General features: G+C 65.6%; 20 protein-coding genes and 1 other RNA gene. 16 read left to right on the top strand and 5 right to left on the bottom strand.

Annotated elements, in window-relative coordinates; all coding sequences use genetic code 11:
* Positions 1-64: 64 nt before the first annotated feature.
* From LNV23_RS22075 to LNV23_RS22065, 3 genes are read left to right on the top strand one after another with little or no spacing between them, the layout of a single operon-like run.
* Complete coding sequence (locus LNV23_RS22075; RefSeq protein WP_263564997.1) at positions 65-754, top strand: amino acid ABC transporter permease; 690 nt, start codon at positions 65-67, stop codon at positions 752-754.
* Positions 751-1,416 carry an amino acid ABC transporter permease gene (locus tag LNV23_RS22070; RefSeq protein WP_263564975.1) on the top strand — a complete coding sequence of 222 codons (666 nt, stop codon included), beginning with the start codon at positions 751-753 and terminating at the stop codon, positions 1,414-1,416. Before LNV23_RS22075 ends, LNV23_RS22070 begins: the two co-directional genes overlap by 4 nt.
* Before the next feature lie 21 nt (positions 1,417-1,437).
* Positions 1,438-2,172: an amino acid ABC transporter ATP-binding protein gene (locus LNV23_RS22065; protein WP_263518867.1), complete on the top strand. Its 735-nt coding sequence runs from the start codon at positions 1,438-1,440 to the stop codon at positions 2,170-2,172.
* Positions 2,173-2,389: 217 nt separating this feature from the next.
* Here the strand turns inward: LNV23_RS22065 and LNV23_RS22060 are convergent, their stop codons facing one another.
* The gene (locus tag LNV23_RS22060) at positions 2,390-3,280 is read right to left on the bottom strand and encodes a DUF4394 domain-containing protein (protein ID WP_263564974.1); all 891 of its coding nucleotides are present in this window, start codon (positions 3,278-3,280) and stop codon (positions 2,390-2,392) included.
* Positions 3,281-3,417: 137 nt separating this feature from the next.
* Positions 3,418-5,052: a GGDEF domain-containing protein gene (locus tag LNV23_RS22055; protein ID WP_263564973.1), complete on the bottom strand. Its 1,635-nt coding sequence runs from the start codon at positions 5,050-5,052 to the stop codon at positions 3,418-3,420.
* Between the two features lie 101 nt (positions 5,053-5,153).
* Here LNV23_RS22055 and pyrC point away from each other — a divergent pair, with 101 nt between their 5' ends.
* From pyrC to LNV23_RS22035, 4 genes are all read left to right on the top strand, one after another.
* Entirely contained in the window at positions 5,154-6,242 is a 1,089-nt protein-coding gene (gene pyrC, locus LNV23_RS22050; protein ID WP_263564972.1) for a dihydroorotase, read from the top strand.
* A gap of 71 nt (positions 6,243-6,313) precedes the next feature.
* A complete protein-coding gene (locus LNV23_RS22045) occupies positions 6,314-7,006 on the top strand; it encodes a DUF3025 domain-containing protein (protein WP_263564971.1) in 693 nt (230 codons plus the stop codon).
* A 35-nt stretch (positions 7,007-7,041) separates the two neighbouring features.
* Positions 7,042-8,439, top strand: coding sequence for a S1 family peptidase (locus tag LNV23_RS22040; RefSeq protein ID WP_263564970.1), 1,398 nt, complete (start codon positions 7,042-7,044; stop codon positions 8,437-8,439).
* Positions 8,406-9,410, top strand: coding sequence for an FHA domain-containing protein (locus LNV23_RS22035; RefSeq protein ID WP_263564969.1), 1,005 nt, complete (start codon positions 8,406-8,408; stop codon positions 9,408-9,410). The genes LNV23_RS22040 and LNV23_RS22035 overlap by 34 nt, the downstream gene beginning before the upstream one ends.
* Before the next feature lie 85 nt (positions 9,411-9,495).
* On the opposite strand, the gene cysK is transcribed toward LNV23_RS22035, so the two are convergent.
* Positions 9,496-10,413 carry a cysteine synthase A gene (gene cysK, locus LNV23_RS22030; protein ID WP_263564968.1) on the bottom strand — a complete coding sequence of 306 codons (918 nt, stop codon included), beginning with the start codon at positions 10,411-10,413 and terminating at the stop codon, positions 9,496-9,498.
* A gap of 112 nt (positions 10,414-10,525) precedes the next feature.
* Here cysK and rnpB point away from each other — a divergent pair.
* Positions 10,526-10,898, top strand: an RNA gene (gene rnpB, locus LNV23_RS22025) — RNase P RNA component class A.
* 456 nt (positions 10,899-11,354) lie between these two features.
* Here rnpB and LNV23_RS22020 read toward each other — a convergent pair.
* Positions 11,355-12,347, bottom strand: a complete 993-nt coding sequence (locus LNV23_RS22020; protein WP_263564967.1) for a Gfo/Idh/MocA family protein — start codon at positions 12,345-12,347, stop codon at positions 11,355-11,357.
* Between the two features lie 119 nt (positions 12,348-12,466).
* Between LNV23_RS22020 and LNV23_RS22015 the strand changes: the two genes are divergently transcribed.
* On the top strand, positions 12,467-13,672 hold the full coding sequence (locus tag LNV23_RS22015; protein WP_263564966.1) for a multidrug effflux MFS transporter: 1,206 nt from the start codon (positions 12,467-12,469) through the stop codon (positions 13,670-13,672).
* Positions 13,673-13,769: 97 nt separating this feature from the next.
* Positions 13,770-14,777: a carbonic anhydrase gene (locus LNV23_RS22010; protein ID WP_263564965.1), complete on the top strand. Its 1,008-nt coding sequence runs from the start codon at positions 13,770-13,772 to the stop codon at positions 14,775-14,777.
* A gap of 67 nt (positions 14,778-14,844) precedes the next feature.
* Here the strand turns inward: LNV23_RS22010 and LNV23_RS22005 are convergent, their stop codons facing one another.
* On the bottom strand, positions 14,845-17,160 hold the full coding sequence (locus LNV23_RS22005) for an ATP-binding protein (RefSeq protein ID WP_263564964.1): 2,316 nt from the start codon (positions 17,158-17,160) through the stop codon (positions 14,845-14,847).
* A 370-nt stretch (positions 17,161-17,530) separates the two neighbouring features.
* Between LNV23_RS22005 and mraZ the strand changes: the two genes are divergently transcribed.
* From mraZ to LNV23_RS21975, 6 genes are read left to right on the top strand one after another with little or no spacing between them, the layout of a single operon-like run.
* Positions 17,531-17,959, top strand: coding sequence for a division/cell wall cluster transcriptional repressor MraZ (gene mraZ, locus LNV23_RS22000; RefSeq protein WP_263519163.1), 429 nt, complete (start codon positions 17,531-17,533; stop codon positions 17,957-17,959).
* Entirely contained in the window at positions 17,959-18,963 is a 1,005-nt protein-coding gene (gene rsmH, locus LNV23_RS21995) for a 16S rRNA (cytosine(1402)-N(4))-methyltransferase RsmH (protein ID WP_263564963.1), read from the top strand. The genes mraZ and rsmH overlap by 1 nt, the downstream gene beginning before the upstream one ends.
* A gap of 4 nt (positions 18,964-18,967) precedes the next feature.
* Positions 18,968-19,279 carry a cell division protein FtsL gene (gene ftsL, locus LNV23_RS21990; protein ID WP_263564962.1) on the top strand — a complete coding sequence of 104 codons (312 nt, stop codon included), beginning with the start codon at positions 18,968-18,970 and terminating at the stop codon, positions 19,277-19,279.
* Entirely contained in the window at positions 19,276-21,132 is a 1,857-nt protein-coding gene (locus tag LNV23_RS21985; RefSeq protein ID WP_263564961.1) for a peptidoglycan D,D-transpeptidase FtsI family protein, read from the top strand. The genes ftsL and LNV23_RS21985 overlap by 4 nt, the downstream gene beginning before the upstream one ends.
* Before the next feature lie 2 nt (positions 21,133-21,134).
* On the top strand, positions 21,135-22,928 hold the full coding sequence (locus tag LNV23_RS21980) for a peptidoglycan D,D-transpeptidase FtsI family protein (RefSeq protein ID WP_411910617.1): 1,794 nt from the start codon (positions 21,135-21,137) through the stop codon (positions 22,926-22,928).
* Positions 22,929-22,932: 4 nt separating this feature from the next.
* A complete protein-coding gene (locus LNV23_RS21975) occupies positions 22,933-24,432 on the top strand; it encodes a UDP-N-acetylmuramoyl-L-alanyl-D-glutamate--2,6-diaminopimelate ligase (protein ID WP_263564960.1) in 1,500 nt (499 codons plus the stop codon).
* Positions 24,433-24,443 lie beyond the last annotated feature (11 nt).

Below are 24,443 nucleotides of genomic sequence, written 5' to 3'. Positions count from 1 at the left end.
AGCTGCTGTGGCGACGACTTGGGATTGGCAGGTGTTCTGTAAGAACACCATAGACCAGGAGGTGATGCCGCGTTGCATGGGCAATGCAGGCGAAATCACCTACCTGGATTGGATGATGTCGGCTTGGGGTTGGACGCTGTCGGTGTCAGGCTTGGCCTTGATCGTGGCGCTGTTCTTTGGCTTGCTGGTCGGTATCTTGCGCACCACGCCCAGCCGCGCACTGGTCTTGATCGGCGATGCCTGGACCGAGCTGTTTCGCAATATTCCGGTGTTGGTCCAGGTCTTCCTCTGGTACTTCGTAATTCCAGAGTTGGTGCCTGTGCTCAAAACGGTCCCCAGCTTTTTGCTGGTGGTGCTGGGCCTGGGCTTCTTCACCTCGGCGCGTATTTCCGAACAGGTCAAGGCCGGCATCCAGAGCCTGCCCGGTGGCCAGCGCAATGCCGGCCTGGCCATGGGTCTGACCCTGCCGCAAACCTACCGCTATGTGTTGCTGCCGGTGGCCCTGCGAATCATCATCCCGCCGCTGACCAGCGAGGCCATGGGCATCGTCAAGAATTCGGCCGTGGCTTTTGCGGTCTCGGTGCCCGAGCTCATCATGTTTGCTCGCCAGGCCCAGGAGGAAACCTCACGCGGCATTGAGATCTATCTGGCTGTGACCGGCCTCTATTTCGTATCGTCGATCGCGATCTTCGCCTTGGCACGTTTCATTGAATTGCGTGCCCGCGTGCCCGGCATGGTGGGGAGCGCCCAATGAATCTCGATTTCACTTTTCTCAACTGGCCCGTCATTGGCAGCTATGTGCTGCAGGGCTTTTACTTCTCGGTGCAGCTGACGCTGGTCGCGATGGTTGGCGGTATCGCCCTGGGCACGGTGTTGGCGCTGATGCGCCTGTCCGGCAAACCCTGGCTGGCTCTGCCGGCCGCCGGCTACATCAACACCATGCGCAGCATTCCGCTGGTGATGGTGATTCTGTGGTTCTTCCTGCTGATCCCCTTCGTCATCGGCCGGCCGCTGGGTGCTGAGATCTCGGCGGTGCTGACCTTCACCTTGTTTGAAGCGGCCTATTACGCCGAGATCATGCGTGCTGGCATCCAGAGCGTGCCCAAGGGCCAGACCCATGCCGGTTACGCCATGGGCATGAGCTACAGCCAGACCATGCAGCTGGTGGTCTTGCCCCAGGCCTTCCGCAATATGCTGCCGGTGCTGCTGACCCAGACCATCATCCTGTTCCAGGACACCTCCCTGGTCTACGCCATCGGTGCCTATGACCTGCTCAAGGGTTTTGAGACCGCAGGGCGCAATTTCAATCGTCCGGTCGAGACCTATCTGGTGGCCACGGTGGTCTATTTCGCCATTTGCTTCGGCATGTCCATGCTGGTGCGCCGCCTGCAAAAGAAGATCGCCATCATCCGCTGATGCGCCGTAGAGGAATTTCAAATGATCGACATCAAAAACGTCTCCAAGTGGTACGGCAGCTTCCAGGTGCTGACCGACTGTTCGACCAGCATCCAAAAAGGCGAGGTGGTGGTGGTCTGCGGCCCCTCGGGTTCGGGCAAGTCCACCCTGATCAAGACCGTCAACGCGCTGGAGCCTTTCCAGAAGGGTGACATCGTCGTCGACGGCATCTCGCTGGCCGACCCCAAGACCAATTTGCCCAAGTTGCGTTCGCGTGTCGGCATGGTGTTCCAGCATTTCGAGCTGTTCCCGCACCTCAGCGTGACCGAGAACCTGACTCTGGCCCAGATCAAGGTCCTGGGCCGCACGCCCGACGAGGCCAAGACGCGAGGCCTCAAGATGCTGGACCGCGTTGGCCTGTCGGCGCACAAGGACAAGTTCCCGGGTCAGCTCTCCGGCGGCCAGCAGCAGCGCGTGGCCATTGCGCGGGCGCTCAGCATGGACCCCATCGTCATGCTCTTCGATGAGCCCACCTCGGCGCTTGACCCGGAAATGGTCGGCGAGGTGCTCGACGTGATGGTCAAGCTGGCCCAGGAAGGCATGACCATGATGTGCGTGACCCACGAGATGGGATTCGCCAAGAAGGTCAGCAGCCGAGTCATCTTCATGGACGCCGGCAAGATCGTCGAAGACTGCAAGCGCGAAGACTTCTTCGGCAAACCCGAAGAACGCTCACCGCGCGCCAAGGACTTCCTGGCCAAGATCCTGCAGCACTGAGCCGGGACCGAAGTGGGTCCCTGCGGACCCACCGACGCCCGGCGAAGGCCGGGCCGCGTCCCGCGCGGCCTGGTTGAGCTCACAAGATAAGTGGGTCCCTGCGGACCCACCGACGCCCGGCGAAGGCCGGGCCGCGTCCCGCGCGGCCTGGCTGAGCCCACAAGACAAGTGGGTCCCTGCGTAACCACGGCCTGCCAGCGAAAGCCATGCCGCGACCTCAAGGTTCGATTGCCGCCCCCACCACTGCCGCGCCGCCGCCAATCGTGCCGATGCGCGTGGCCCTGCCGGTCTCCAGGTCGATGCGGTACCAAACCGAGCTGGCGCCGCGGCTGATTGCCGAATACGCCGTGTTCGACACATCCGAAACATCGAGTGTGGCCCGCTCGAAGGAGCCCAATCCCAATGAGCCGATGGTGAAGAGTCGGCCGCTGTTGGGCGAGATCATGGGCTGCACGCCTTCCTTGCTGCCCTGATGTACCAGCAGTCCTTGTCGGCCCTCGAGCGCGTAGTTGGTGGTGATCTTTTCGTCGCGCTTGTTGTAGCTGTAACCCGCGGCGACGATGCCCACTGGCTTGCCGGCGTTCACATCGCCGGCGTCAAAGGCCAGCCGACCATCGAATTGCAAGCCGGGCTGCTCGGCATTGCCGTCCACCACCGCGCCGGTGTCAGGGTGCAGGCGCAGATTGAAGCCGGCGTCGTTGACCACGCGGATTCGGTCCACGGTCGGGTTGAAATCAAAACCCCATTCCTGCGCGCCGTCAGAAGGCAGGGCTGAGGGTGTGCCGACGGTGCTGACGCTGCCGTCCTGGGTGTTGATGCGATAGAGCTGGCCGCTTGCGCCCAGGCCATAGAGCTGGCCTTTGGCGACACGGTAGTCGATGCCCAGCAGGCGCTCTTGCGGCGCCAGGCCACGCAGCGGTTTGCTGCTCAGCAGCACTTGCGGCTGGCCGGCGTTGAACTGGATCAGTTGCTGCGTGCTGGTGACGGCATAGATCATTTCCTTGGCGGCAGGTCCCGGAGTTTCGTAGGGCACACTGCTGCAGGCTGCCAGGCCAAGCGAAGCCAGCAGGGCCATGGCAGGGTTGAAACGCAAGGGGGTCGATCGCATGAATTGCACTCCTGAAGCGGCAAGTTAGACGTGCCGAGCTGCTGCACTCGGGGCCGGTTGATGCTGCCATGCTTCGCGTCTGTCCGCTGGCGCGAGTCGCATGGGCTTTGCGAACTTGTTCGCATTGCTTGACAGCGTCAAATGCCTGCCTCGCGGACACAGTTGCGCCCACCCGATTTGGCCGAGTACATGGCTTTGTCGGCTCGGCACAGCAAAGCCTCCAGGTCATCGCCGGGCTGGCGCTGGGCGACACCGATGCTGACGCTGACCGGCTGCGACGTGCCACAGCGCGACCAGTCGAAATCGGCCACACGTTGACGCACGCGCTCGCAGATCTGGCGGGCCTCGCCCAGGGGGCGTTCCGGCAGCAGAAGCACAAATTCCTCGCCACCCAGGCGCGCCAACACATCACTGGCGCGGATGTCCTGCTGCAGCAGCCGGGCCAGTTGCTTGAGCACGGCATCGCCGACCGCATGGCCGCATTGGTCGTTGACATGCTTGAAATGGTCGGCATCGATCAAGGCCAGGGTCAGCTGGCTCAGCTCTGGGCCGGCGTCCCAGAAGGCGCGCGCCTGTGCCTCCAGGCCGCGCCGGTTCAGCAACTCGGTCAGCCCGTCGCACATGGCGTCTTGTTGCAGCTGGGCTGCGCGTGCCATCAGCTCGGCCTGGCTGCGGATCAGCGCGGCCTCGCGCTGGATGGCGGCGCGCGCGCTCAGGCGCGCCTGTTCGGCTTCGGCCCAGACTTCGGCGCTGCGGGCCACCATGCGCAGGCGGCGCTTGTAGTGTTCCATCATCAGCTGATGGCGTTGCTCGTAGCGCTGCAGGGCCGCCTGCAGATGGCCATAGCTGCGCTCCAGGTGGCTGAGCTCAAACAGAATTTGATGGGTCAAATCCGGTTCGCGACATTCTTGAGCGGTCAGCAGTGCGCGCTCCAGGGCCTCTCGAGCTTCCTGCTCGCGGCCGCCTTCGGCTGCGGCCATGCCGCGTGTCAAGCCCAGCTCGGCGCGCAGGGCCGCGTTTTCGGCGGCGACCGGGGCGGCCAGTTGCAGCAAAGCCGGCACGCCGGTCAGCTGCCCCTGCAAGACCAGGGCGCGGGCATGCTTGACATGGGTCTCGCCCAGAATGCTTTTTTGGCCGTGCAGGATGCAGGCCTCAGCGGCTCGCTCGTACCAGCGGCTGCAGTCCTGGGCATGGCGGGCGGCGGCCGCGTCGTCATGGAGCTCTCTGCAGCGCAAGGCCTGGGTCAGATGGATCTCGGCCAAATTGGACAGACCAGCGCAGGCCGAGAGGCCGTAGCCATGGGCCTGAGCTTGCTCAATCCCGACGCTGAGGCTTTGTTCTGCGAGCTGCCAGTCCCCCATCTGGCTGATCAGCACGGCGCGATTCAAGTGGGCCCGCACCAGCTCACGTGCCGCGCCTTGCTGTTCGGCCAGGGCCAAGGCCTTGCTGGCCCATTCCAGGCCGCGCTCGGGGTCGCCCAGCATGCCGAGCGAGAAGCCGAGGACGCTGTAAGCCCGGCCTAATTCATGGCGTGCTTCGGTCGCCTCCAGCACCGGCACATGAGGCAGCAAGCGTTGCATGGCCTCCTCGTGGCGAGAGTCGTAGGCGGCGATCAGGCCCAAGGCGATGGCGGCGCGGCTGGTGGCCAACTCGTCTTCTTGGGCCGTTTCCAGGCAGTTCTGAGCCAAGTCGCGGGCGGCTGCCAGCTGGCCTTGATCGAGCAGACCATAGGCACGTTGCAGCTCGGGGTCCATGGTTGGCGTTGCATTCATGGCTGGCCAGGTCCGCTTTGTGATGCGGCCAAGCTGGCTGCGCCCAGGCCGCGACCGGCACAGCCGCCCCGGGCGCGGCAGGATTTGGGACAATCAAGCTCATGGCGCATACATCTTCCCCCTCCACATCTTCTTCCTCGTCTGCGGCCGTCTCGGCGGCTCCTCAGACCTTGAGTATCACCCGGCCTGATGACTGGCATCTGCATGTCCGGGATGAGGCAGCCTTGCAAAGCGTGCTGCCCTACACAGCCCGCCAATTCGCCCGCGCCATCATCATGCCCAATCTGCGCCCGCCGGTGACCACGGCCGCGCAAGCCATCGCCTACCGCGAGCGCATCCTCGCTGCCGTGCCCGCAGGCCTGAGCTTCCAGCCGCTGATGACCATGTACCTGACCGACGTGACGCCGGTCGAGGAGATCCAGCGCGCCAAAGACGCCGGTGTTGTCGCCCTCAAACTTTACCCTGCAGGCGCCACCACCAACAGCGATGCCGGCGTGACCGACATTCGCAAAACCTACAAAACCCTGGAGGCCATGCAGCGCGCAGGTCTGCTGCTGCTGGTGCACGGCGAGGTGACCGACCCGGACATCGATGTCTTCGACCGCGAGGCCGTGTTTATCGACCGCGTGATGCAGCCGCTGCGCCGCGACATGCCCGAGCTCAAGGTGGTGTTCGAGCACATCACCACCAAGGAAGCGGCTGATTACGTCAGCAGCGCCGACGACTTCACCGCCGCGACGCTGACGCCTCAACACCTGCTTTACAACCGCAATGCCATCTTCACCGGCGGCCTGCGCCCGCATTACTACTGCCTGCCCGTGCTCAAGCGCGAGCTGCACCGCCGTGCCTTGATCGAGGCCGCCACCTCGGGCAGCAAGAAGTTCTTCCTTGGCACCGACAGTGCGCCGCACGCCTCGCAAATGAAGGAAAACTCGGTCTGCGGCGCCGGTTGCTTCACCGCCATGTCGGCGCTCGAGCTCTATGCCGAAGCCTTCGAGGCCATGGGTGCGCTGGACAAGCTGGAGGCTTTTGCCAGCTTCAACGGCCCCGACTTCTACAACTTGCCGCGCAACGCCGGCCAGGTCACCCTGGTCAAACAGGACTGGACCCTGCCCAGCGCCGTGCCCTTCGGCTCGGCCGAGATCAAGCCGCTGCGCGGAGGCGAAACCCTGGGCTGGAAGCTGCTCTGAACGCGCGGCTCTCGGCGGACATCGACTGGGACGCCGCCTGGCTGGCGCCCTACCGGCAGCGGGGTCAGGTCTTGAGTGCCGCCCTGGCTGCAGGCGCCAGCGTCGCCGAGGCGCTGAACGACCAGCTGCACGCGCAGCCTATCCAGCTCTCGGCCGGTGCCTTGCGCTTTGTTGACCAGGACGAGCTGCCCGAGGGTGAAGCCTACGAGGCCTTCATTCACCGCACGGCCCGGGTGCCCACGCGCGACAACGCGCATGACTTGCTCAACGGTCTGATCTGGCTGCATTGGCCGGCCATCAAGGCCCGCCTCAATGCGCTGCACGAGCAGGCCTTGGCCGAGAGCGGTGGCGTGCAGACCCAGCGCGGGCCGCTGCGCGATGCCCTGACCTTGTTCGACGAAAACGCGGCCTTTCTGCAAGCGCCCCCAGCGCTCGTAGAGGCCTTGCGTCAGCGCGACTGGCTCCGTTTGTTCGGCCCATTGCGGCCTTTGTGGCAGCAGGCGCGGCTGCATCTGTTCGGCCATGCCTTGCTGGAAAAGCTGATGCTCCCGCGCAAGCCCATCTGCGCCCATGTTCTGCTCTTGCCCGAGAAGGCCGATCCCGCGCGGCCCGGGGCCTGGATGGCGGAGGAGGCCTTGGCCAGCAAACCTTTCCTGCCGCTGCCGGTTCTGGGCGTGCCCGGTTGGTGGCCCGGCAATGAAGCCGCCAACTTCTATGTCGATGCCGCCGTGTTCCGGCCCATGCCGGGCGCGCAAACCGGCTAGCATCGCCGCTTCCCTGGAACTTGAGGAGCTTCCTCTTGCAATTGACGACCTTGAATCCGGCGCGGCACGCGCCGTCCTGGCGCGGGCTGCTGACGCTGGGCCTGCTGCTCTGCGGCGCCGTCAGCCAGGCGGCCCCTGAGCCCACGCCAGCGTCAGTGCCGGCGCCTGCCGCAGCCGCATCGGCGCCACCGGCGGCCGTCTCGGCGACGGCCCGGCGTGTCTACGAGGGCACGCGCAGCCAGTTGCTGCAGATCCGCACCCTGCTCAAGAACCAGGACAGCCAGGCTTCGGTCGGCTCGGGCTTTCTGGTCAGCGAAGATGGCCATGTGCTGACCAACTACCACGTGATCAGCCAGTTTGCCCTGGAGCCTGAGCGTTATCGCCTGCGCTTTGCCAGCACCGAGGGTCAGGAAGGTCAGCTGGAGCTGCTGGATTTCGACGTTCGCCGCGACCTGGCCCTGCTGCGTGCGCCCGCCGGTGCCTTGAAAGGGCGGGGTGCTCTGAGCTTCCGCCCGGTGGAGCGGCCGCTGGCCAAGGGCGACCGCATCTACTCGATGGGCAACCCGCACGACGTGGCCTTTGCCGTGGTCGAGGGCACCTTCAACGGTTTGGTCGAGCGCAGCTTTGACCCGCTGATTTATTACTCGGGCAGCATCAATTCGGGCATGAGCGGCGGACCGGTGGTCGACGAAGACGGGCAGGTGGTCGGGGTCAATGTATCGGCCATGTTCTTCGCCCAGCAGATGAGCTTTCTCGTGCCCGGTGATTTTGCCCGTCAGCTGTTCGAGCGCAGCCGCACGGCCAAGCCCATGAACACCCCGGCCTGGCCGCGCTTGCGCGAACAGTTGCTGCGCTATCAGGATGAGCTCAGCGCGCGCTTCATTCAGCAGCCCTGGTCCTCAGCCGGGCACAGCCGTTACCAGCTGCCGGTGCCGCAGGAGCAGTTCATGCGCTGCTGGGGCCGCGGCACGCCTGCGGACAGCAAGGGTCTGGAGTTCCAGCGTTCGCAATGCCGCATGGAGCATGCCGTGTTTGTCAGCGACGCCATGCAGACCGGCTATCTCGACATGTCGCACGAAGCCTATGACGGCGGCAAGCTCGGGGCCATCCGCTTTGCCAAGCAGTACTCGGCCAGCTTTCGCAATGAACGCCTGGGCCGCAATGACAAGGACCGCACGGCGCCATTCTGCAAAGAGGAGTTTGTTGACCGTGACGGTCTGCCCCTGCGCGCCGTGGTCTGCCTGCGTGCTTACCGCAAGCTGGCCGGGCTGCATGATTTGAGCGTGCTGGTGACCACGGTGGATGCCAGCACCGAAGGCGCGCTTGGCCGTTTCGACGCCCGCGGCGTTAGCTTTGACAACGCGCTGAAACTGAGCGCGCATTACTTGGAGGGCTTTGCATGGAACGGCAAGAAGACCAGCGCATCGCGGTGATTGAGGTGCTGGGCCGCGACGGCGAGGTCCACGCGCTCCAGCGTATCCAGCAATGGCCGGCCTTGATTGGCCGCTCCGTCCTGTGTGATGTGGTGCTGGAAGACAGCCATGTGGCGGCCGAACATGCGCAGCTGCTTTGGGACGAGCAGGGCCCACGCCTGCGCTTGTTGCCCAGCCTGAACGGGGGCTGGCTTGATGACCGCCGCATGGGCGGCGGCGAGGTGGCAACGATGCCGGCCGCCGCCTCTTTCCAGCTCGGTGCCACCCATCTGCGCTGGCGCAGCAGTGCTGAAGTTTTGGCTCCTGAGTTGCCCATGCAAGCACACCAGCAGCGCGCCGCCAAGGCTGCCGCGGCCTGGGTTCCCGGCCTCCTGTGCCTCTGGCTGGCCCTGCTCTGGTTTGACCAATGGTCCTTGCTCAACCCGGGCTCGCCCTGGGTGGACTACAGCGGCGCCGTGCTACTGCCGCTGGCCGTTCTGCTCGGCTGGGCTGCCCTGTGGTCCTTGGTGACCCAGCTCTTCCAGCACCGCTTCCCTTTTGCCAGCCATTTGCGCCGGGCCCTGGTCGGCTTGACCGGCTTGCATCTGCTCGGCCTGAGTCTGCCCTTGCTGGCTTACGCGTTGAATGTGCCGCGCCTGATGGTGGTGGATGCCCTGGTCTTCCCGCTCGGTGTGGCGGCCCTGCTCTGGTGGCATGCCATCCTGGTCTGGCCCCGCGCGCGGCGCTGGTTGGGCCTGGCCATGGCGGCCGGTCTGCTCACCTTGCTGGTGCTGACAGTGGCGCGCCGCCTGGAGCAGCAGCATTGGTTCGGCCCCAATTACCTGAGCGCCTTGCCGCCGCCGTCCTTCCGTTTGACAGAGCCCAAGCCACCCGAAGCCCTGATCGACGCCTTGCGCCCGCTCGAAGCCGAGTTGGCACGGCAGGCCAGCAAGGACAATGAGACACCGAGCGGCGACGGCGAGTCGGACTGAGCCCAAGCGCAAGCAGTTTGCATGCAAAAGAAAAGGCCCCGGCCAGCGCGAGCTGCCGGGGCCTTCTGACTTTGAGGAGCCAGACTCAGGCCGGCAGGAAGCCTTCAATCGACAGATATCGCTCGCCCGTGTCGTAGTTGAAACCCAGCACGCGGGCGTCAGCGCCAAGCTCGGGCAGCTTTTGCGCGATGGCGGCCAGGGTGGCGCCGCTGGAGATACCCACCAGCAGACCTTCTTGCGCGGCGCTGCGGCGTGCGTATTCGCGTGCGGCCTCGGCCTCGACCTGGATCACGCCGTCCAGCAACTCGGTCTTCAGATTGACCGGAATGAAGCCGGCGCCGATGCCCTGGATCGGGTGTGGGCTCGGTGCGCCGCCGCTGATGACCGGCGAAGCCGAGGGCTCGACCGCGAAGACCTTGAGCTGCGGCCAGTGTTCTTTCAGCACCTGAGCGCAGCCGCTGATGTGGCCGCCGGTGCCCACGCCGGTGATCAGAGCGTCCAGGCCTTCAGGAAAGTCGCGCAGGATTTCCTGGGCGGTGCTGCGCACATGGACGTCGATATTGGCCGGATTCTCGAACTGCTGCGGCATCCAGGCGTTCTCATGCTCGGCCAGCAGTTCCTGGGCTCGAGCGATGGCGCCCTTCATACCTTTTTCACGTGGGGTCAGGTCAAAGCTCGCGCCGTAGGCCAGCATCAGGCGGCGGCGTTCCACCGACATGCTGTCCGGCATCACCAGGATCAGCTTGTAGCCCTTGACTGCGGCCACCATGGCCAGGCCAACGCCGGTGTTGCCCGAGGTCGGTTCGATGATGGTGCCGCCCGGCTGCAGCAGGCCGCGTGCCTCGGCGTCTTCCACCATGGCCAGTGCAATTCGGTCCTTGATGGAGCCGCCTGGGTTGCTGCGCTCGGACTTGATCCAGACCTGGGCATCGGCCCCGAACAGGCGCTGGATGCGGATGTGCGGCGTGTTGCCAATGGTGGCGAGAATGTTGTTGGCTTTCATGGCAATGGGGCTCCTTGAGGAAGCGCAAATGCTAGCCTGTGGCGCGGTCCTTGCCTTCACTGTTTTCGTGATGAGCTTATGCCGAGTGCGCCATCAGGGATAATGCCGCTGTGAAGCAAGTCAGACCGCCGCTGGTGCGAGCATGGAAACATGGCACTGGAGGAAGGTCCGGACTGCATAGAGCGGCGTAGCAGCTAACGGCTGTCCGGCGTGAGCCGAGGATCAGAGCAACAGAGACGAGTCGATCAAACGTGCCGGGCGCAAGCCGGGCGGGACCGGAAGCGCAGCCTCCGGGGTCGGGTGAAACGGGCAATCTCTACGCGCAGCAACACCAAGTAGGCCCGTATTGATGCGGCTCGCAGAGCGGGCGGGTAGGTGGCACCGAGCTGGGCAGCGATGTCCGGCCAAGAGGAATGGCGGTCACAGGACCGGGCCCGCAAGGGTCAGGTCTTGCACAGAATCCGGCCTATCGACTTGCTTCACTCTTTCTTTCTTTTTCTTGGCTGAGTCGCTCCGATCGGCGCCTTTCGGCACAGAGTAGCCTCTGAAGGTTGGGCTTGTGCCAAGGGGCGTCGGGCGAGTGCTTCCGCTCATGTCTGGGCCAGCGGCCCAGCCCTTCGCCAGGCACGAACAGTCCTCAGGACTGTTTGAGTCCGGGCTCAGTCCTTCGGCCTGTGCAGCGCACAGGCCTCCCCCTTTACTTCGCTTCAGCACTCACCCGACACCCCTTGTCAGTGCGATCGCTCGTCGTTTTCGTCGAAGGAGCATGGCCTCGCTGGATCGGGACGGCTGGGTGCTCTGCGAAGTGAAGTAAAGGAGGAGGCCCCAGCCGCAGGCTGGGGTCGGGGGACATGAACGGAGCAGAGTACCCAGTCGGCCCGATCAACACCCGACCCAAGGGCTGCTTCGTGCCGGTTTCAGTCGCTCGCCGAAGTCATGCCTCAGGCAGACGGGTGGAGCAGCGCCTCGATGGTTTCCTGCACGGCCAGGGCCTCGGCAAAGCCGGGCAGGCCGTGCGGCCGCCCTTCGATCAGGGCCACCCATTGATCCAACTGGCTCAGCTGGCCGTGTTGCCGCCGCTCGTTGGGGCCCGCACCAGTCGATCCGTTTGCAGCGCCTGTGTCTTCGATGCGGCTGAACCATTCGCGCAGCTCGATGCGGCCGTTGCTGGCCTGCCAGACCATGTGATTGAGGTCGGCCTCGCTGCCGCCCACCTGGCCCTGGATGCGCAGGGGCACACCGCCGATCCGCAGTTCGGCACTCAGGCTGAGTTCGGAACCCTGGCCTTCAACGGGGTAGATGACCCGCTGCGTCAGCACCTGAGCCGGGCCCAGCACGCGCTGCGCGGCAAAGATGAAATGCGAGAGCACCTCGCGGCTGAAGCCGCCTTCGGCGCGTTCGCCCAGCCAGAGGCCGGCCGCTGCCTGCCAGGGGCGCGGCCATTGGGCAAAGCCCAGTTCCAGATCGATGCGCTCTAGACCACCGCGGTCGGCACCGGCCGGCGCGCCGAAACGGCTTTGCAGCAAGGCCAGGCCAGGAGAGGAGGCCAGGGCAAAGTTGACGGCCGCACGCTGGCCTTCGCATTTGATGCGCTGGATGCTGCGCCGAGCGCCCGCGAAGTCCACCGTTAGCGGCTTCTCGCAGAACACGGCCAGGCCGGCGTCAAAGCCGAGCTCGCTGAGCTGGAGGTGGGCCGCCGGCGGCGTGGCGATGTAGAGGCTGTGCAGGCCGGGGTTGAAGATCAAGCTTTCCGCGCAGGCGGCTGCACGCAGACCAGGGAAACGGGCGAGGGTCGCGGCTAGCGCTGCAGGGTTGGCGTCCCAAACCCAATCGGCGCGCAAGCGCGCGTGACCCTGCAAGCGCTCCAGCATGCGCTGGCCCATCACGCCCAGGCCGATCACGCCAATCTTCAATGCGCTGCTCTCGTTCGCCATGTCTTGTTCGCTGTGCAAAGCCCTCGGGGCCTGCAGTGTAGGGGGCACCGCTACACTCGACCGGCTCCGCTGCAGCAGGCACCATCGCCGGGCGCGTGAACCGAGCCCCCTGTGTACCCATGAATCCTGAAGCCAGCCGTTTGTGGCGCGCACCTCGTTGGGCCTTGGCCGTTTTGTTGGCCTGCCTGGGCATGGTGGGCCCGTTTTCCATCGACACCTACCTGCCTGCGTTTGCTGGCATTGCCAGCGCCCTGCAGGCCTCGCCGGTAGAGATGCAGCAGACCCTGTCCAGCTATCTGCTGGGCTTTGCGGTGATGAATCTGTTCCACGGCGCCTTGTCCGACAGCCTCGGCCGGCGACCGGTGGTGCTGGTCGGCATGGCCATCTTCACCCTGGCCTCGGTCGGCTGTGCCCTGGCCGGCAGCATTGGCCAGTTGGTGTTCTGGCGCACGGTGCAGGGTATGTCGGCGGGCGCCGGTATCGTGGTCTCGCGCGCCATCATCCGCGATATGTTCCCGCCGTCCGAGGCGCAGCGGGTGATGTCCCAGGTCACCATCTTCTTCGGTGTGGCGCCAGCGATCGCACCCATGGTGGGCGGCTTTCTGTTCGTCCATGCCGACTGGCATTCGATTTTCTGGTTCCTGGTCTTTGTTGGCGCCGCCCTGTTCGTCGCCAACTGGCGCTTGCTTCCGGAAACCCTGCATCGCAAGGACCGCCAGCCCTTCCATGCCGGTGAGCTGATGCGCGGCTACCGGCAGATGGTCGGCAACCGCCGTTTCATCCTGCTGGCGCTGGCCAGCGGCATTCCCTTCAACGGCATGTTCCTCTATGTGCTGGCGGCGCCGGTGTTTGTGGGCGAGCATTTGCAGCTGGCGCCGACGCAGTTCTTCTGGTTCTTCTGTTTTTCCATCGGCGGCATCATGGGCGGTGCCGCCTTGAGCGGACGGCTGGCCGGGCGCATCGCGCCGAAGCGGCAGATTCGTATGGGCTTCACCATCATGGTGCTTGTGTCCCTGCTCAATGTGACGCTCAATCTGCTGCTGGCGCCGAGCCCCTTCTGGGCCTTGCCGGTGATCTCCTGCTTTTCCTTTGGCTGGGCGCTGATGGTGCCGGTCGTGACCCTGCTGGTGCTCGACGTGGTGCCCGAGCGGCGCGGCATGGCATCCTCGCTGCAGGCCTGTATCGGCAGCGCCGCCAATGGCTTGGTGGCCGGGGTGGTCGTGCCCCTGGTGATGCATTCCACCGTGGCCCTGGCCTTCACGTCCATGGGCTTGATGAGCATCGGGCTGCTGTCCTGGCTCTGGATCAAGGGCGAAGTTCATTGAGTGCGGGCCAGCGCTGCCGCTCAAGCCCGCACTGATTTGACCGAAGACATGACGATCAGGCCCGCAGAGTGGCCGGGAGCAGCGCATGTCTTCGACGATGAACAAGAGAAACAGTGCCGGCCTGCGGGTCGGTGTGAGCGGCCTGATCTTGGCCTTGCTGGCCGCAGGCGTGCTCAGCGGGCCGGCGTCGGCCAATGAGGGCAAGGCCAAGCCTGGGCCCAAGTCCGAATCGAAGGCCGAGCCGAAAGCTGAAGCCAAGGGCAGCGGCGAGGAGTCGCTTGACGTGCTGCGCCAGCGCCTGGCCGAACGCTTGAGCGACAAGTCCGATGCGCCCAAGCCCATGAAGGTCAGCGGCAAGGGCGCTGCCGATGAAGGCAGCAAGTCCGGGCGCACCAAGGGCAAGGCGGAGGCCAAACATGAGTCCAAGGACCATGCCCATTGGGGCTATACCGGTGAAGGCGGCCCCGAGAAATGGGCGGAGTTGAATCCGGAGTTCCGCCAATGTGCGATCGGCACGCGGCAGAGCCCGATCGACATCCGCGAGGGCATCCGCGTCGACCTGGAAAAGATCCAGTTCGAATACCGGCCGAGCAGCTTTGCCGTGCTGGACAACGGCCACACCATCCAGGTCAATGTGTCGCCGGGCAACAGCCTGCAGGTGATGGGGCGGCGCTTCGAGCTGCTGCAATTCCATTTTCACCGCCCCAGCGAAGAGCGCATCAACGGCCGCCAGTTCGATATGGTGGCTCATCTGGTGCACAAGGATGCCGAAGGGCGGCTGGCCGTGGTGGCGGTGTTGCTGGAGCGTGGCCAGGACCAGGCCCTGGTGCAGACCATCTGGAACAACCTGCCGCTGGAAAAAGGCGAGGCCTTGCCCGCGCCGGGCGTTTTAGACCTGAATCAGCTGCTGCCGGAGAACCGCGCCTACTACACCTATATGGGCTCGCTGACCACGCCGCCCTGCTCGGAAGGCGTGCTCTGGATGGTGATGCGCACGCCGGTGCAGGTCTCGCCCAACCAGATCGCCATCTTCTCGCGCCTCTACCCGATGAATGCCCGGCCCATTCAGGCCGGCTCGGGCCGCTTGATCAAGGAAAGCAACTGAGGGCGTGTGGCCGGCGGCCCGTGGTGGCCGCCGTGTACGGTGTCGGCACTGGCGGCGGGCGCCCGGCTCAGGCGACCGGCTGGCGCTGTTGCTCGGCGCGCCGCTCCAGCCAGCTGAACAAGGTGGCGAACAGCTGCTCGGCGACCACGGGCTTGGCTACATGGTCGTTCATGCCGGCATCGAGGCAGCGTTGGCGCTCTTCGGCGAAGGCATTGGCCGTCATGGCGAGGATGGGCACATCGCGGCCCAGGGGCAGGCCGCGGATGGCCCGGGTCGCGTCGAGGCCGTCCATCAAGGGCATTTGCACATCCATGAGGATCAAGGCGTAGTCGTAGGCCCCGGCCATGCGCAAGGCCTCTTCGCCGTCGCCGGCCACGTCGACGACCAGGCCGGCGCTGCCCAGCAAGGCCACGGCCACCTCCTGGTTGACCGGGTTGTCCTCGGCCAGCAGGATACGGGTGCCGCTGAATTGTTTGAGCTGCTCGCGCGCGGCCGTGCCGCGCGGCGCCGCAGCCAGGGCGGGCAGGGCGGCCTGGCTCTTGTCCAGGCGCAGCGAGAACCAGAAGCGGCTGCCCTCGCCGGGCGTGCTTTGCACACCGACTTCGCCTTGCATCAGCTCGGCCAGGCGTCGGCAGATGGCCAGGCCCAGACCGGTGCCGCCATAGCGCCGGGTGGTGGAGCTGTCGGCTTGTTCAAAGTCCTGGAACAAACGGGCCTGGGCTTCGGCGGCGATCCCGATGCCGCTGTCCTGGACATCGAAACGCAGACGCAGGGCGTCGCCCAGGTCCTCTTGCACGCTGGCGCTCAGGCGCACAAACCCCGCGTCGGTGAACTTGACCGCATTGCCGGCGAAATTCAGCAGCACCTCGGTGATGCGCTGGGCGTCGCCCAACAGCACCTGGGTGGCGAGCTGGTCTTCCAGGTCCAGCTGCACGCGCAGCTGCTTCTCGTGGGCGCGCTGGGCCAGCATGCTCGAGATGTTGTCCAAGACCTGGATGACGGTGAACTCGGTGTGCTCCAGCTGCAATTTGCCGGCCTCGATCTTGGAGAAGTCGAGCACATTGTTGATGACGCTGAGCAGGTGCTCGGCGGCATCCGCCACCTTCTGCAGGCGCTCTTGCTGCTCGGGCTCGGTGGTGTCGCTCTGCACCAGATAGGTCAGGCCGATGATGGCGTTCATCGGCGTGCGGATCTCGTGGCTCATATTGGCCAGGAAGGCGCTCTTGGCCAGGCTGGCCGCCTGAGCCGCATGGGTGGCCTCGGCCAGCTCGGCGGTGCGCGCCTCCACCAGCTCTTCGAGATGGTGGCGGTAGCGCAGCAGCTCCAGGGCGTCGCGGCGCTGGCGCGAAATGTCCGTCAAAAAGCCGTGCCAGAGCACGCTGCCGCCGTCTTCCAGCTGGGCAATGGCATTGCCAAAGATCCAGCGCTCGCTGCCGTCGCTGAAATGGGTGCGGAACTCCTGTTGCCAGGGCGCCAGATGCCGGGCCGAGGCGAGCAGGGATTCGCGCACGCTGGCGCGGTCGGCCGCTTCGATTTGGGCAAACCAGGGTTCGGCGTCCTGGCTCAGGGCGGCGGCGTTGAGGCGGAAATAGTCTTTCACTGCCTCGCTGACATAGGCAAAGCTGAAGCGGCCGTCGGTGCCCAGGCGCAGTTGGTAGACCACGCCGGGTACGGTCTCGGCCATGCCGCGCAGGCGTTCGATCAGGGCTCGTTGGGCCTCGAACTGCTGCTGCAGCGCGTCGCGCATGTGTTCCAGGTGGCCGCCGAGCAGGCCGATCTCATCGGGCCGGCCCGGCTTGAGTTCGGCGCTGAAGCGGCCTTCGGCCAGGTCATTGGCGAAGTCGCCGAGTTCGCGCAAGGGCCGCATCAGGCGTGAATTGACCAGCACCAGAATCAGGGCCAGCGAGGCCAAGAGCTGGCCACCCACGGTCGCGCCATAGAGCCAGCGCTGCCGTGTCAGGGCGGCAGTGCTGAGGTGGTCGTCGATCTCAATCTGGATATGGCCGATGCGGGTCAGGCCGCGGAAGATCTCGCGCTCGCCCTTGATGCTCTGGCCCTTCTTTCGCTCGGGGAAGCTCATCTCGATGAAGGGCTGGCCTTGCGAGGCATCGCTGACGTTGACCCGCACCACATCGGGTGAGGTCATGATGGCCGAGACCACTTCGCGCGCGGCCACCGTGTCGAGGTTCCAAAGCAGCTCGGGCAGGCTGCTGACCAGCACATCGAGCTTGGCATCCAGCTCACGTTGCTGGGCCGCTTCGGCCACCTGGGGTTCGCGCAGGCCGATCAAGAAGCCGCCCACGGCAATGGCTGGCAGCACCAAGCCGATGCTGGCGCCAAGCGCAATCGCGAAAAACAGCGAGCTGGAAGCTTTTCTGCTCAATATGACCTCGTCGTGCTCTCAGGCTGGGGCGGCGGCACTTTTTTTAGGGCCGCCTGAAACACTTTCACACGCTTGACCTTGTTTCTCGGCAAGACCGCTTGAAGCTGAAGCGCATTTTGGCGGTGTAAGGCCTGGGCGGACAGCGAAAGCTGTCCCTGGCGAAGAATTTGTCGCTTTCAAGTTCATCTTCCACTTGCAGACAGCTTTGCAAGTCCTTCATTTTGAACAACTTTTATCTGTGGGTTGTGTCGAGAAGTTGTATCTAAGTGCTTGATTTCATTGGAATTTTTTGCGATTTGCCTTGACTGGCCCGGGTTCGGTTAGTAAAGTGGTGAAAAGTGCATTTTGGTGGGTCGCCGTGGCGAATTTTGTGTTTCAGGGGGCTTCAGCCTTGGCAATGGATGCCAAGGGGCGTTTGGCCGTCCCGACACGCCACCGCGAAGTGCTGCAAGCGCTGTGCGCCGGGCAGCTGACCGTCACCAAGCATCCGGAAGGCTGCTTGATGGTCTTTCCCCGCCCGGCCTGGGAAGCCTTTCGCGACCGCATTGCTGCCCTGCCCATGTCGGCGGCCGGCTGGAAGCGGGTGTTCCTGGGAAATGCCATGGATGTCGAGATCGACGGCGCTGCCCGCGTGCTGATCTCGCCCGAGCTGCGCACCGCAGCCGGTTTGCAAAAAGACGTGATGCTGCTCGGCATGGGCAGCCACTTCGAACTCTGGGATGCCGCCACCTATGCCGCGCATGAGGCCAAGGTGATGGAATCCGAACTGCCGGACGCCCTCAAGGACTTCAGCTTCTGATGGACGCCCCACAAGACACCCCAACTGCCCAGTTCTCCCACACCACCGTGCTTCTGCACGAAACAGTGGAGGGCGTGCTCAACGATCCGAATGGCTGCTACGTCGACGGCACTTTCGGCCGCGGCGGTCATTCGCGCCTGCTGCTCGGCAAGTTGGGCGAGCAAGGGCGCTTGGTCGGCATCGACCGTGATCTGGAAGCGATTGCCGCCGCCAGCAGCGGCGCTACGGCCATCACCGATGCGCGCTTTCGCATCCTGCATTCGCCGTTTGCCGACATGCGCTCGCAGCTGGCGGGTCTGGGCATCGAGCAGGTGCAGGGTGTGCTGCTGGATCTGGGCGTTTCGAGCCCGCAGATCGACAACCCCGAGCGCGGTTTCAGCTTCCGTTTCAACGGACCGCTGGACATGCGCATGGACACCACCCGCGGCGAAAGTGCTGCGGATTTCCTGGCCCGCGCCGATGAGCGCCAGATCGCGGAAGTGATACGGAACTATGGGGAAGAACGGTTTGCTGTTCAGATTGCAAAGGCGCTTGTTGCTCGTCGGGAGAGCGGGAGTCCTGTGCGAAGCACCGATGAACTTTCCGAAGTCGTGGCTCGTGCAGTCAAAACCCGCGAAGCGGGCCAGAACCCTGCAACGCGGACATTTCAAGCTCTTCGGATTCACGTCAACGGCGAGCTTGAGGAGCTCGAACAGGGGCTGAATGCGGCCCTGCGCCTGCTCGCACCCGGCGGCCGCCTGGCCGTGATCAGCTTCCACTCGCTGGAAGACCGCATCGTCAAGACCTTCATCGGCGCGCACAGCAAGGACATCGTTGACCGCCGCGCCCTGTTTGCCGAACCCAAGGCGCAGCCTCTGCGCGCCATTGCCCGCATCAAGCCCAGCGAGGCCGAGGTGGCCGCCAACCCGCGCGCCCGCTCTGCCGTGCTGCGCGTGGCCGAGCGCACCGACGTGCCCTTGCCGGTTGAACACCTGAAGCGGCGCCACCAACGTACGGGCGGCTGATTCCGTGGGGCGGCTGAACTTCATCCTGCTGATCGCTGTGCTGGCCAGCGGCCTGATGCTGGTGCGCAGCGCCTACGAGGCGCGCCGCCTGTTCACCGCCGTCGATCGCGCCCAGGCCGAAACCCGTCGCCTGGAAGCTGACAGCGAGCGCCTGCAGGCCGAGCGCCATGCCCAGGCCACCAATCTGCGGGTCGAAAAAGTCGCGCGCGAACGCCTGCAAATGCATGGCATCACGCCGGCGTATAGCCAGCAGGTCGAAGACCGCGGTGTAGCCGGCAAGGCGCGCGCTGTGGCTGCCTCTGGAGCAGCGCCATGAGTTGGCTGCGTGGCGGCAAAAAGGGCGGTGCTGGCGCCACCCAGCGTCCTCTGCCCAAGGCCTCGACCGTGCGCGCCCAGAGCGCGCGCAGCGTCAGCTATTCCACCAGCCCTTTGCTGGCATCCAAGACGCCGCCCTGGCGTTCGCGCTTCCTGGTTGGCCTGGTCGGCTTGGCGTTCGCAGGCCTGTTGGGGCGTGCGCTCTATGTGCAGGTGATCGGCACCGAGTTCTACCAAAAGCAGGGCGAGGCCCGCTTTGTACACACGGTCGAGCTGCCCGCCAGCCGCGGCCGCATCAATGACCGCAGCGGCCAGGTCTTGGCCGCCAGCGTGGCCGTGCCTTCGGTCTGGGCGATTCCCAAGGAGGTCGACGAAGACCCGGTCAAGCGCCGCGCCCTGGCCAAGATTCTCGGCATCAGCCCCGCCGAGCTCGAGCGCAAGCTCGACCCTGCCACTCGTTTCGTTTGGCTGCGTCGCCAGGCCGAAGACCAGGTGGCGGCCGACATCAAGGCCTTGGGTCTGAAGGGCGTGTTTCAGGACCGCGAGTACAAGCGCAAATACCCCGAGGGCGAGGCCGCTGCCCATGTGGTCGGCTTCACCAATATCGAAGAGCGCGGCCAGGAGGGCATCGAGCTGGCCTTCCAGAAGGCGCTGCAGGGCAAGGATGGCTCGCGTTCGGTCGTGCGCGACCGCCTGGGCCGGGTGGTGGACGAAGACGTCGGCGAGCGCGTGCCCGCTGCCAACGGTCGCGACATCGACCTGTCCATCGATTCCAAGGTGCAGTTCTTCGCCTACCAGCGCATCCGTGATGCCGTGGCCGAGCACAAGGCCAAGGCAGGCTCGGTGGTGGTGCTTGATGTGCAGACCGGTGAGGTGCTGGCCCTGGCCAACTTCCCCAGCTACAACCCCGGCGAGCGCAAGAACCTCAGCGGCGCCCAGCTGCGCAACCGCGCGCTGACCGACATCTTCGAGCCCGGCTCGACCATGAAGCCCTTCATCACCGCGCTGGCGCTGGAGACCGGCCGGGTGACGCCCGAGACGCAGATCCAGACCGCGCCGGGCAGCATCGTCATCACTGGCTCCAAGATCACCGACGCGCACCCGCACGGCATATTGACGGTGGCTGAGGTGATCCAGAAGTCCAGCAATGTCGGCACGGTCAAGATGGCCATGGCCATGCCGGCGCGCGAAATGCACGAGATGTTCACGGCCATCGGCCTGGGCCAGCGTCCGCAGATCGATTTCCCCGGAGCCATCACCGGCAAGCTGCGCCCCTACAAGAGCTGGCGGCCGATCGAGCAGGCGACCATGAGCTATGGCTACGGCCTCTCGGCCTCGCTGCTGCAGCTGGCACGCGCCTACACCGTGTTTGCGCGTGACGGCGAAGTTATCCCCATCACCATGCTGCACCAGCCGGGTGGCGACATGGTCCACGGCCTCAAGGTCTTTTCGCCCAAGACTGCGCAAGACGTGCGCCAGATGCTGATGGCGGCCGCCGCACCGGGCGGCACCGCCCCCTTGGCCATGGCCAGCGGCTACAGCGTCGGCGGCAAGTCGGGCACGGCGCACAAGCAAGAAGGCAAGGGCTATGCCGGCCACAAATACCGCAGCTGGTTTGTCGGCCTGGCGCCGATCAGCAAGCCCCGCATCATCGTCGCGGTCATGGTGGACGAGCCCAGCAACGGCGTCTATTACGGCGGCGCGGTCGCAGGCCCGGTGTTCAGCCAAGTGGTGTCGCAAAGCCTGCGCCTGATGGGCGTGCCTACCGACCTCGAGGTCAAGCCGCAGATCATCGCCAGCCAGGGTGCCGGCAAGTCGCCGGCCGCCATACAGGCCGTGGAAGAGAGCTTCTGATCATGTGGAAGCCCCGCTTCATGCGTCGCCCCGTTCGTGACGGCCAAACTCAGCGTGGCCTCAGCCATGCCCGCAGCCCGGTGCTGAGCACACGCACGCCGATCTGGCGTTCGCAGTTCCTGCTCGCCCTGGTCGGCGCCGGTTTGGCCGCCTTGCTGGGTCGGGCGCTCTATGTGCAGGTGATCGGCACCCAGTTTTTCCAGAAGCAGGGCGAAGCCCGTTTGGTGCGCACCCTGGAGCTGCCGGCCAGCCGCGGCCGTATCCAGGATCGCAGCGGCCAGGTGCTGGCCAGCAGTGTGGCCGTGCCGTCCTTCTGGGCCATTCCGGCGGAAGTCGATGCCAGCCCGTCCCAGCGCCGCGCCCTGGCTCAGGCCCTGAGCCTGAGCGAGTCAGAGCTGAGCGCCAAGCTTGATCCCAATGCGCGTTTCGTCTGGTTGCGCCGTCAGGCCGATGGCGAGACGGCCGCCCGCGTGCAGGCGCTCAAGCTCAAGGGCGTGTTCCAGGACCGCGAGTTCCAGCGCCAGTATCCCGAGGGCGAGGCTGCGGCCCATGTGGTGGGCTTCACCAATCTGGAAGACCGCGGTCAGGAGGGCATTGAGCTGGCCTTCCAGAAGGATTTGCAAGGCCGCGATGGCCAGCGCTCGGTGATGCGCGACCGCTTCGGCCGCGTGGTTGAAGCGGCGGGCGAAACCGTGCCGGCCCACAACGGCCGCGATGTGGCCCTGTCCATCGATGCCAAGACCCAGTACTTCGCCTACCAGGCCATCCGCAGCGCGGTGGCCGAGAACCAGGCCAAGGCCGGCTCGGTGGTGGTGCTCGATGCGCGCAGCGGCGAGATCCTGGCCCTGGCCAACTTCCCCAGCTACAACCCGGCTCAGCGCAAGCATCTGAGCGGCGAGCAGCTGCGCAACCGCGCGCTGACCGATGTCTTCGAGCCGGGCTCGGTGATGAAGCCCTTCATTGCCGCCCAGGCCATGGACAGCGGTCGCGTGCGCGCCGACACCGTGATCGCCACCGACGGCGGCCGCATGACCATCACCGGTGCCACCATCCACGACTCCCACCCCAGCGATTCGCTGACCGTGGCCGAGATCATCCAGCGCTCCAGCAATGTCGGCACGGTCAAGATGGCCCTGCAGATGCCGGCCCAAGAGATGCACGGGCTCTACACCAGCCTGGGGCTGGGTCGCCGGCCGCAGATCGACTTCCCCGGTGCCGTCTCCGGCACCTTGCGTCCGGCCCACAAATGGCGGCCGATCGAGCAGGCGACCATGAGCTATGGCTATGGCCTGTCCACCTCGCTGCTGCAGCTGGCGCGCGCCTACACCGTGTTTGCGAACGACGGCGAGATCATCCCGCTGCGCATGACCAAGCTCTCAGGCGGCGAGGCCGTGCAGGGCCAGCGCATCTTCAGCGCTCCAACCACCCGCCAGGTGCGCGCCATGCTGCAGACCGTGACCGAGCAGGGCGGCACCTCGCTCAAGGCGCGCAGCGAGGGTTACAGCGTCGGCGGCAAATCGGGCACGGCCTACAAGCAAGAAGGCCGTGGCTACAACAAGAACAAGTTCCGCGCCTGGTTCGTCGGCCTGGCCCCGATCGACCAGCCGCGCCTGATCGTCGCGGTCATGGTGGATGAGCCCACCGGCCGCTTCCACGACGGCGGCAAGGTGGCCGGCCCCGTGTTCAGCCAGATCGTGGGCAAGAGCCTGCAGCTGCTGGGCGTGCCGCCGGATCTGGCCGTCAGCTCCCAAATTCTGGCCACGCGCCCCGCGCCGGCCCTGGACGAAATTCTCTGAAGCCATGTTGACACGACTCAAGTCCCCCGAAGCGGCCGCCCGCTGGTTGCAGGAATGGACCACCGGCGCCTTGCGCACCGACAGCCGCCAGGTGCAGGCCGGCGATGCCTTCATCGCCTGGCCCGGCTATGCCCGTGACGGCCGCGGCTTTGTGGCTGGCGCGTTGGCAGCCGGTGCCGCCACCTGCCTGGTCGAGGACGAGGGCGTGGAGGCGCATGGCTTTGTCGACGCCCGCGTGGCCTCGCTGCCCGGGCTCAAGGCCCGCACCGGCCTGATCGCCGCGGCCTACTACGGCGAGCCTTCCCGGCAGCTGGCCGTCATCGCCAGCACCGGCACCAATGGCAAGACCAGCACCGCCTGGTGGACGGCCCAGGCTCTGAGCCTGCTGGGCCAGCGCTGCGGCGTGGTCGGCACCCTGGGTGTGGGCGAGCCGCCCATCCCGGGCCGCGAGCAGCCCAGCCAGATCGACTACACCGGCCTGACCACGCCCGACCCGGTGCTGCTGCAGGCCGCCTTCCGGCGCATGCAGGATGAGGGTTATGGGGCTTGCGCCATCGAGGCTTCCAGCATCGGCCTGAAAGAGCACCGCCTGGACGGCACGCAGATCCGCGTCGCCCTTTTTACCAATTTCACGCAGGACCATCTCGACTACCACGGCACGATGGAGGCCTACTGGGCCGCCAAGCGCGAGCTCTTTGATCGCCCGGGCTTGCAGGCGGCGGTGGTGAATCTGGACGACGCAAAAGGCCTTGAGCTGGCCGAGGTCCTGCAAGACCGCCTCGATGTCTGGACCTATGGTCTGAACCGCGAGGCACGCCTCAGCGCCATCGATCTGCATTACCGCGCCGGCGGCCTGGCGTTCACGCTCAAGGAAGCGGATCAGGCGGTGCTGGTGGAAACCGGCCTGATCGGCGAGTACAACGTGTCCAACCTGCTGGCCGTGATCGGTGGCCTGCGCGCCCTGGGCCATGGCCTGGCCGAGGTGGCCGCCGTGGCCGGCCGCGTCACCCCCGTGCCGGGCCGCATGCAGCGGGTCGGCAACGGCCTGGAGCTGCCCCAGCTGGTGGTGGACTACGCCCACACGCCCGATGCCCTGGACAAAGCGCTCGGCGCCCTGGCCCCGCTGGCGCAGGCGCGCGGCGGCAAGCTGGTCTGCGTCTTCGGCTGCGGCGGCGACCGCGATCGCAGCAAGCGCCCGGCCATGGGCGCCATCGCAGCCCGCCTGGCCGACCGCGTCATCGTCACCAGCGACAACCCGCGCAGCGAAGCGCCGCAGCAGATCCTGGCGGACATCGAAGCTGGCCTGCCGGCTGGTGACGACCACCATAGTGTGGTGGACCGCCGCGAAGCGATCGCCGAAGCCGTGCTGCAAGCAGGCCCGCGCGACGTCATCTTGGTGGCCGGCAAGGGCCATGAGGACTACCAGGAAATCCAAGGTCAGCGCCATCCCTTCTCCGATGTGGACGAAGCGCGCGCCGCCCTGATCCGGAGGGCCGGTCTGTGAGCGCCCAAGCC

Origin of the sequence: Kinneretia sp. DJ1R-11 (assembly GCF_025717595.1) — a bacterium.
In the GTDB taxonomy this organism is placed as follows: domain Bacteria; phylum Pseudomonadota; class Gammaproteobacteria; order Burkholderiales; family Burkholderiaceae_C; genus Paucibacter_A.
Note: the sequence above shows the minus strand (reverse complement) of the source record. Positions and strands in the feature narration are given on the sequence as shown.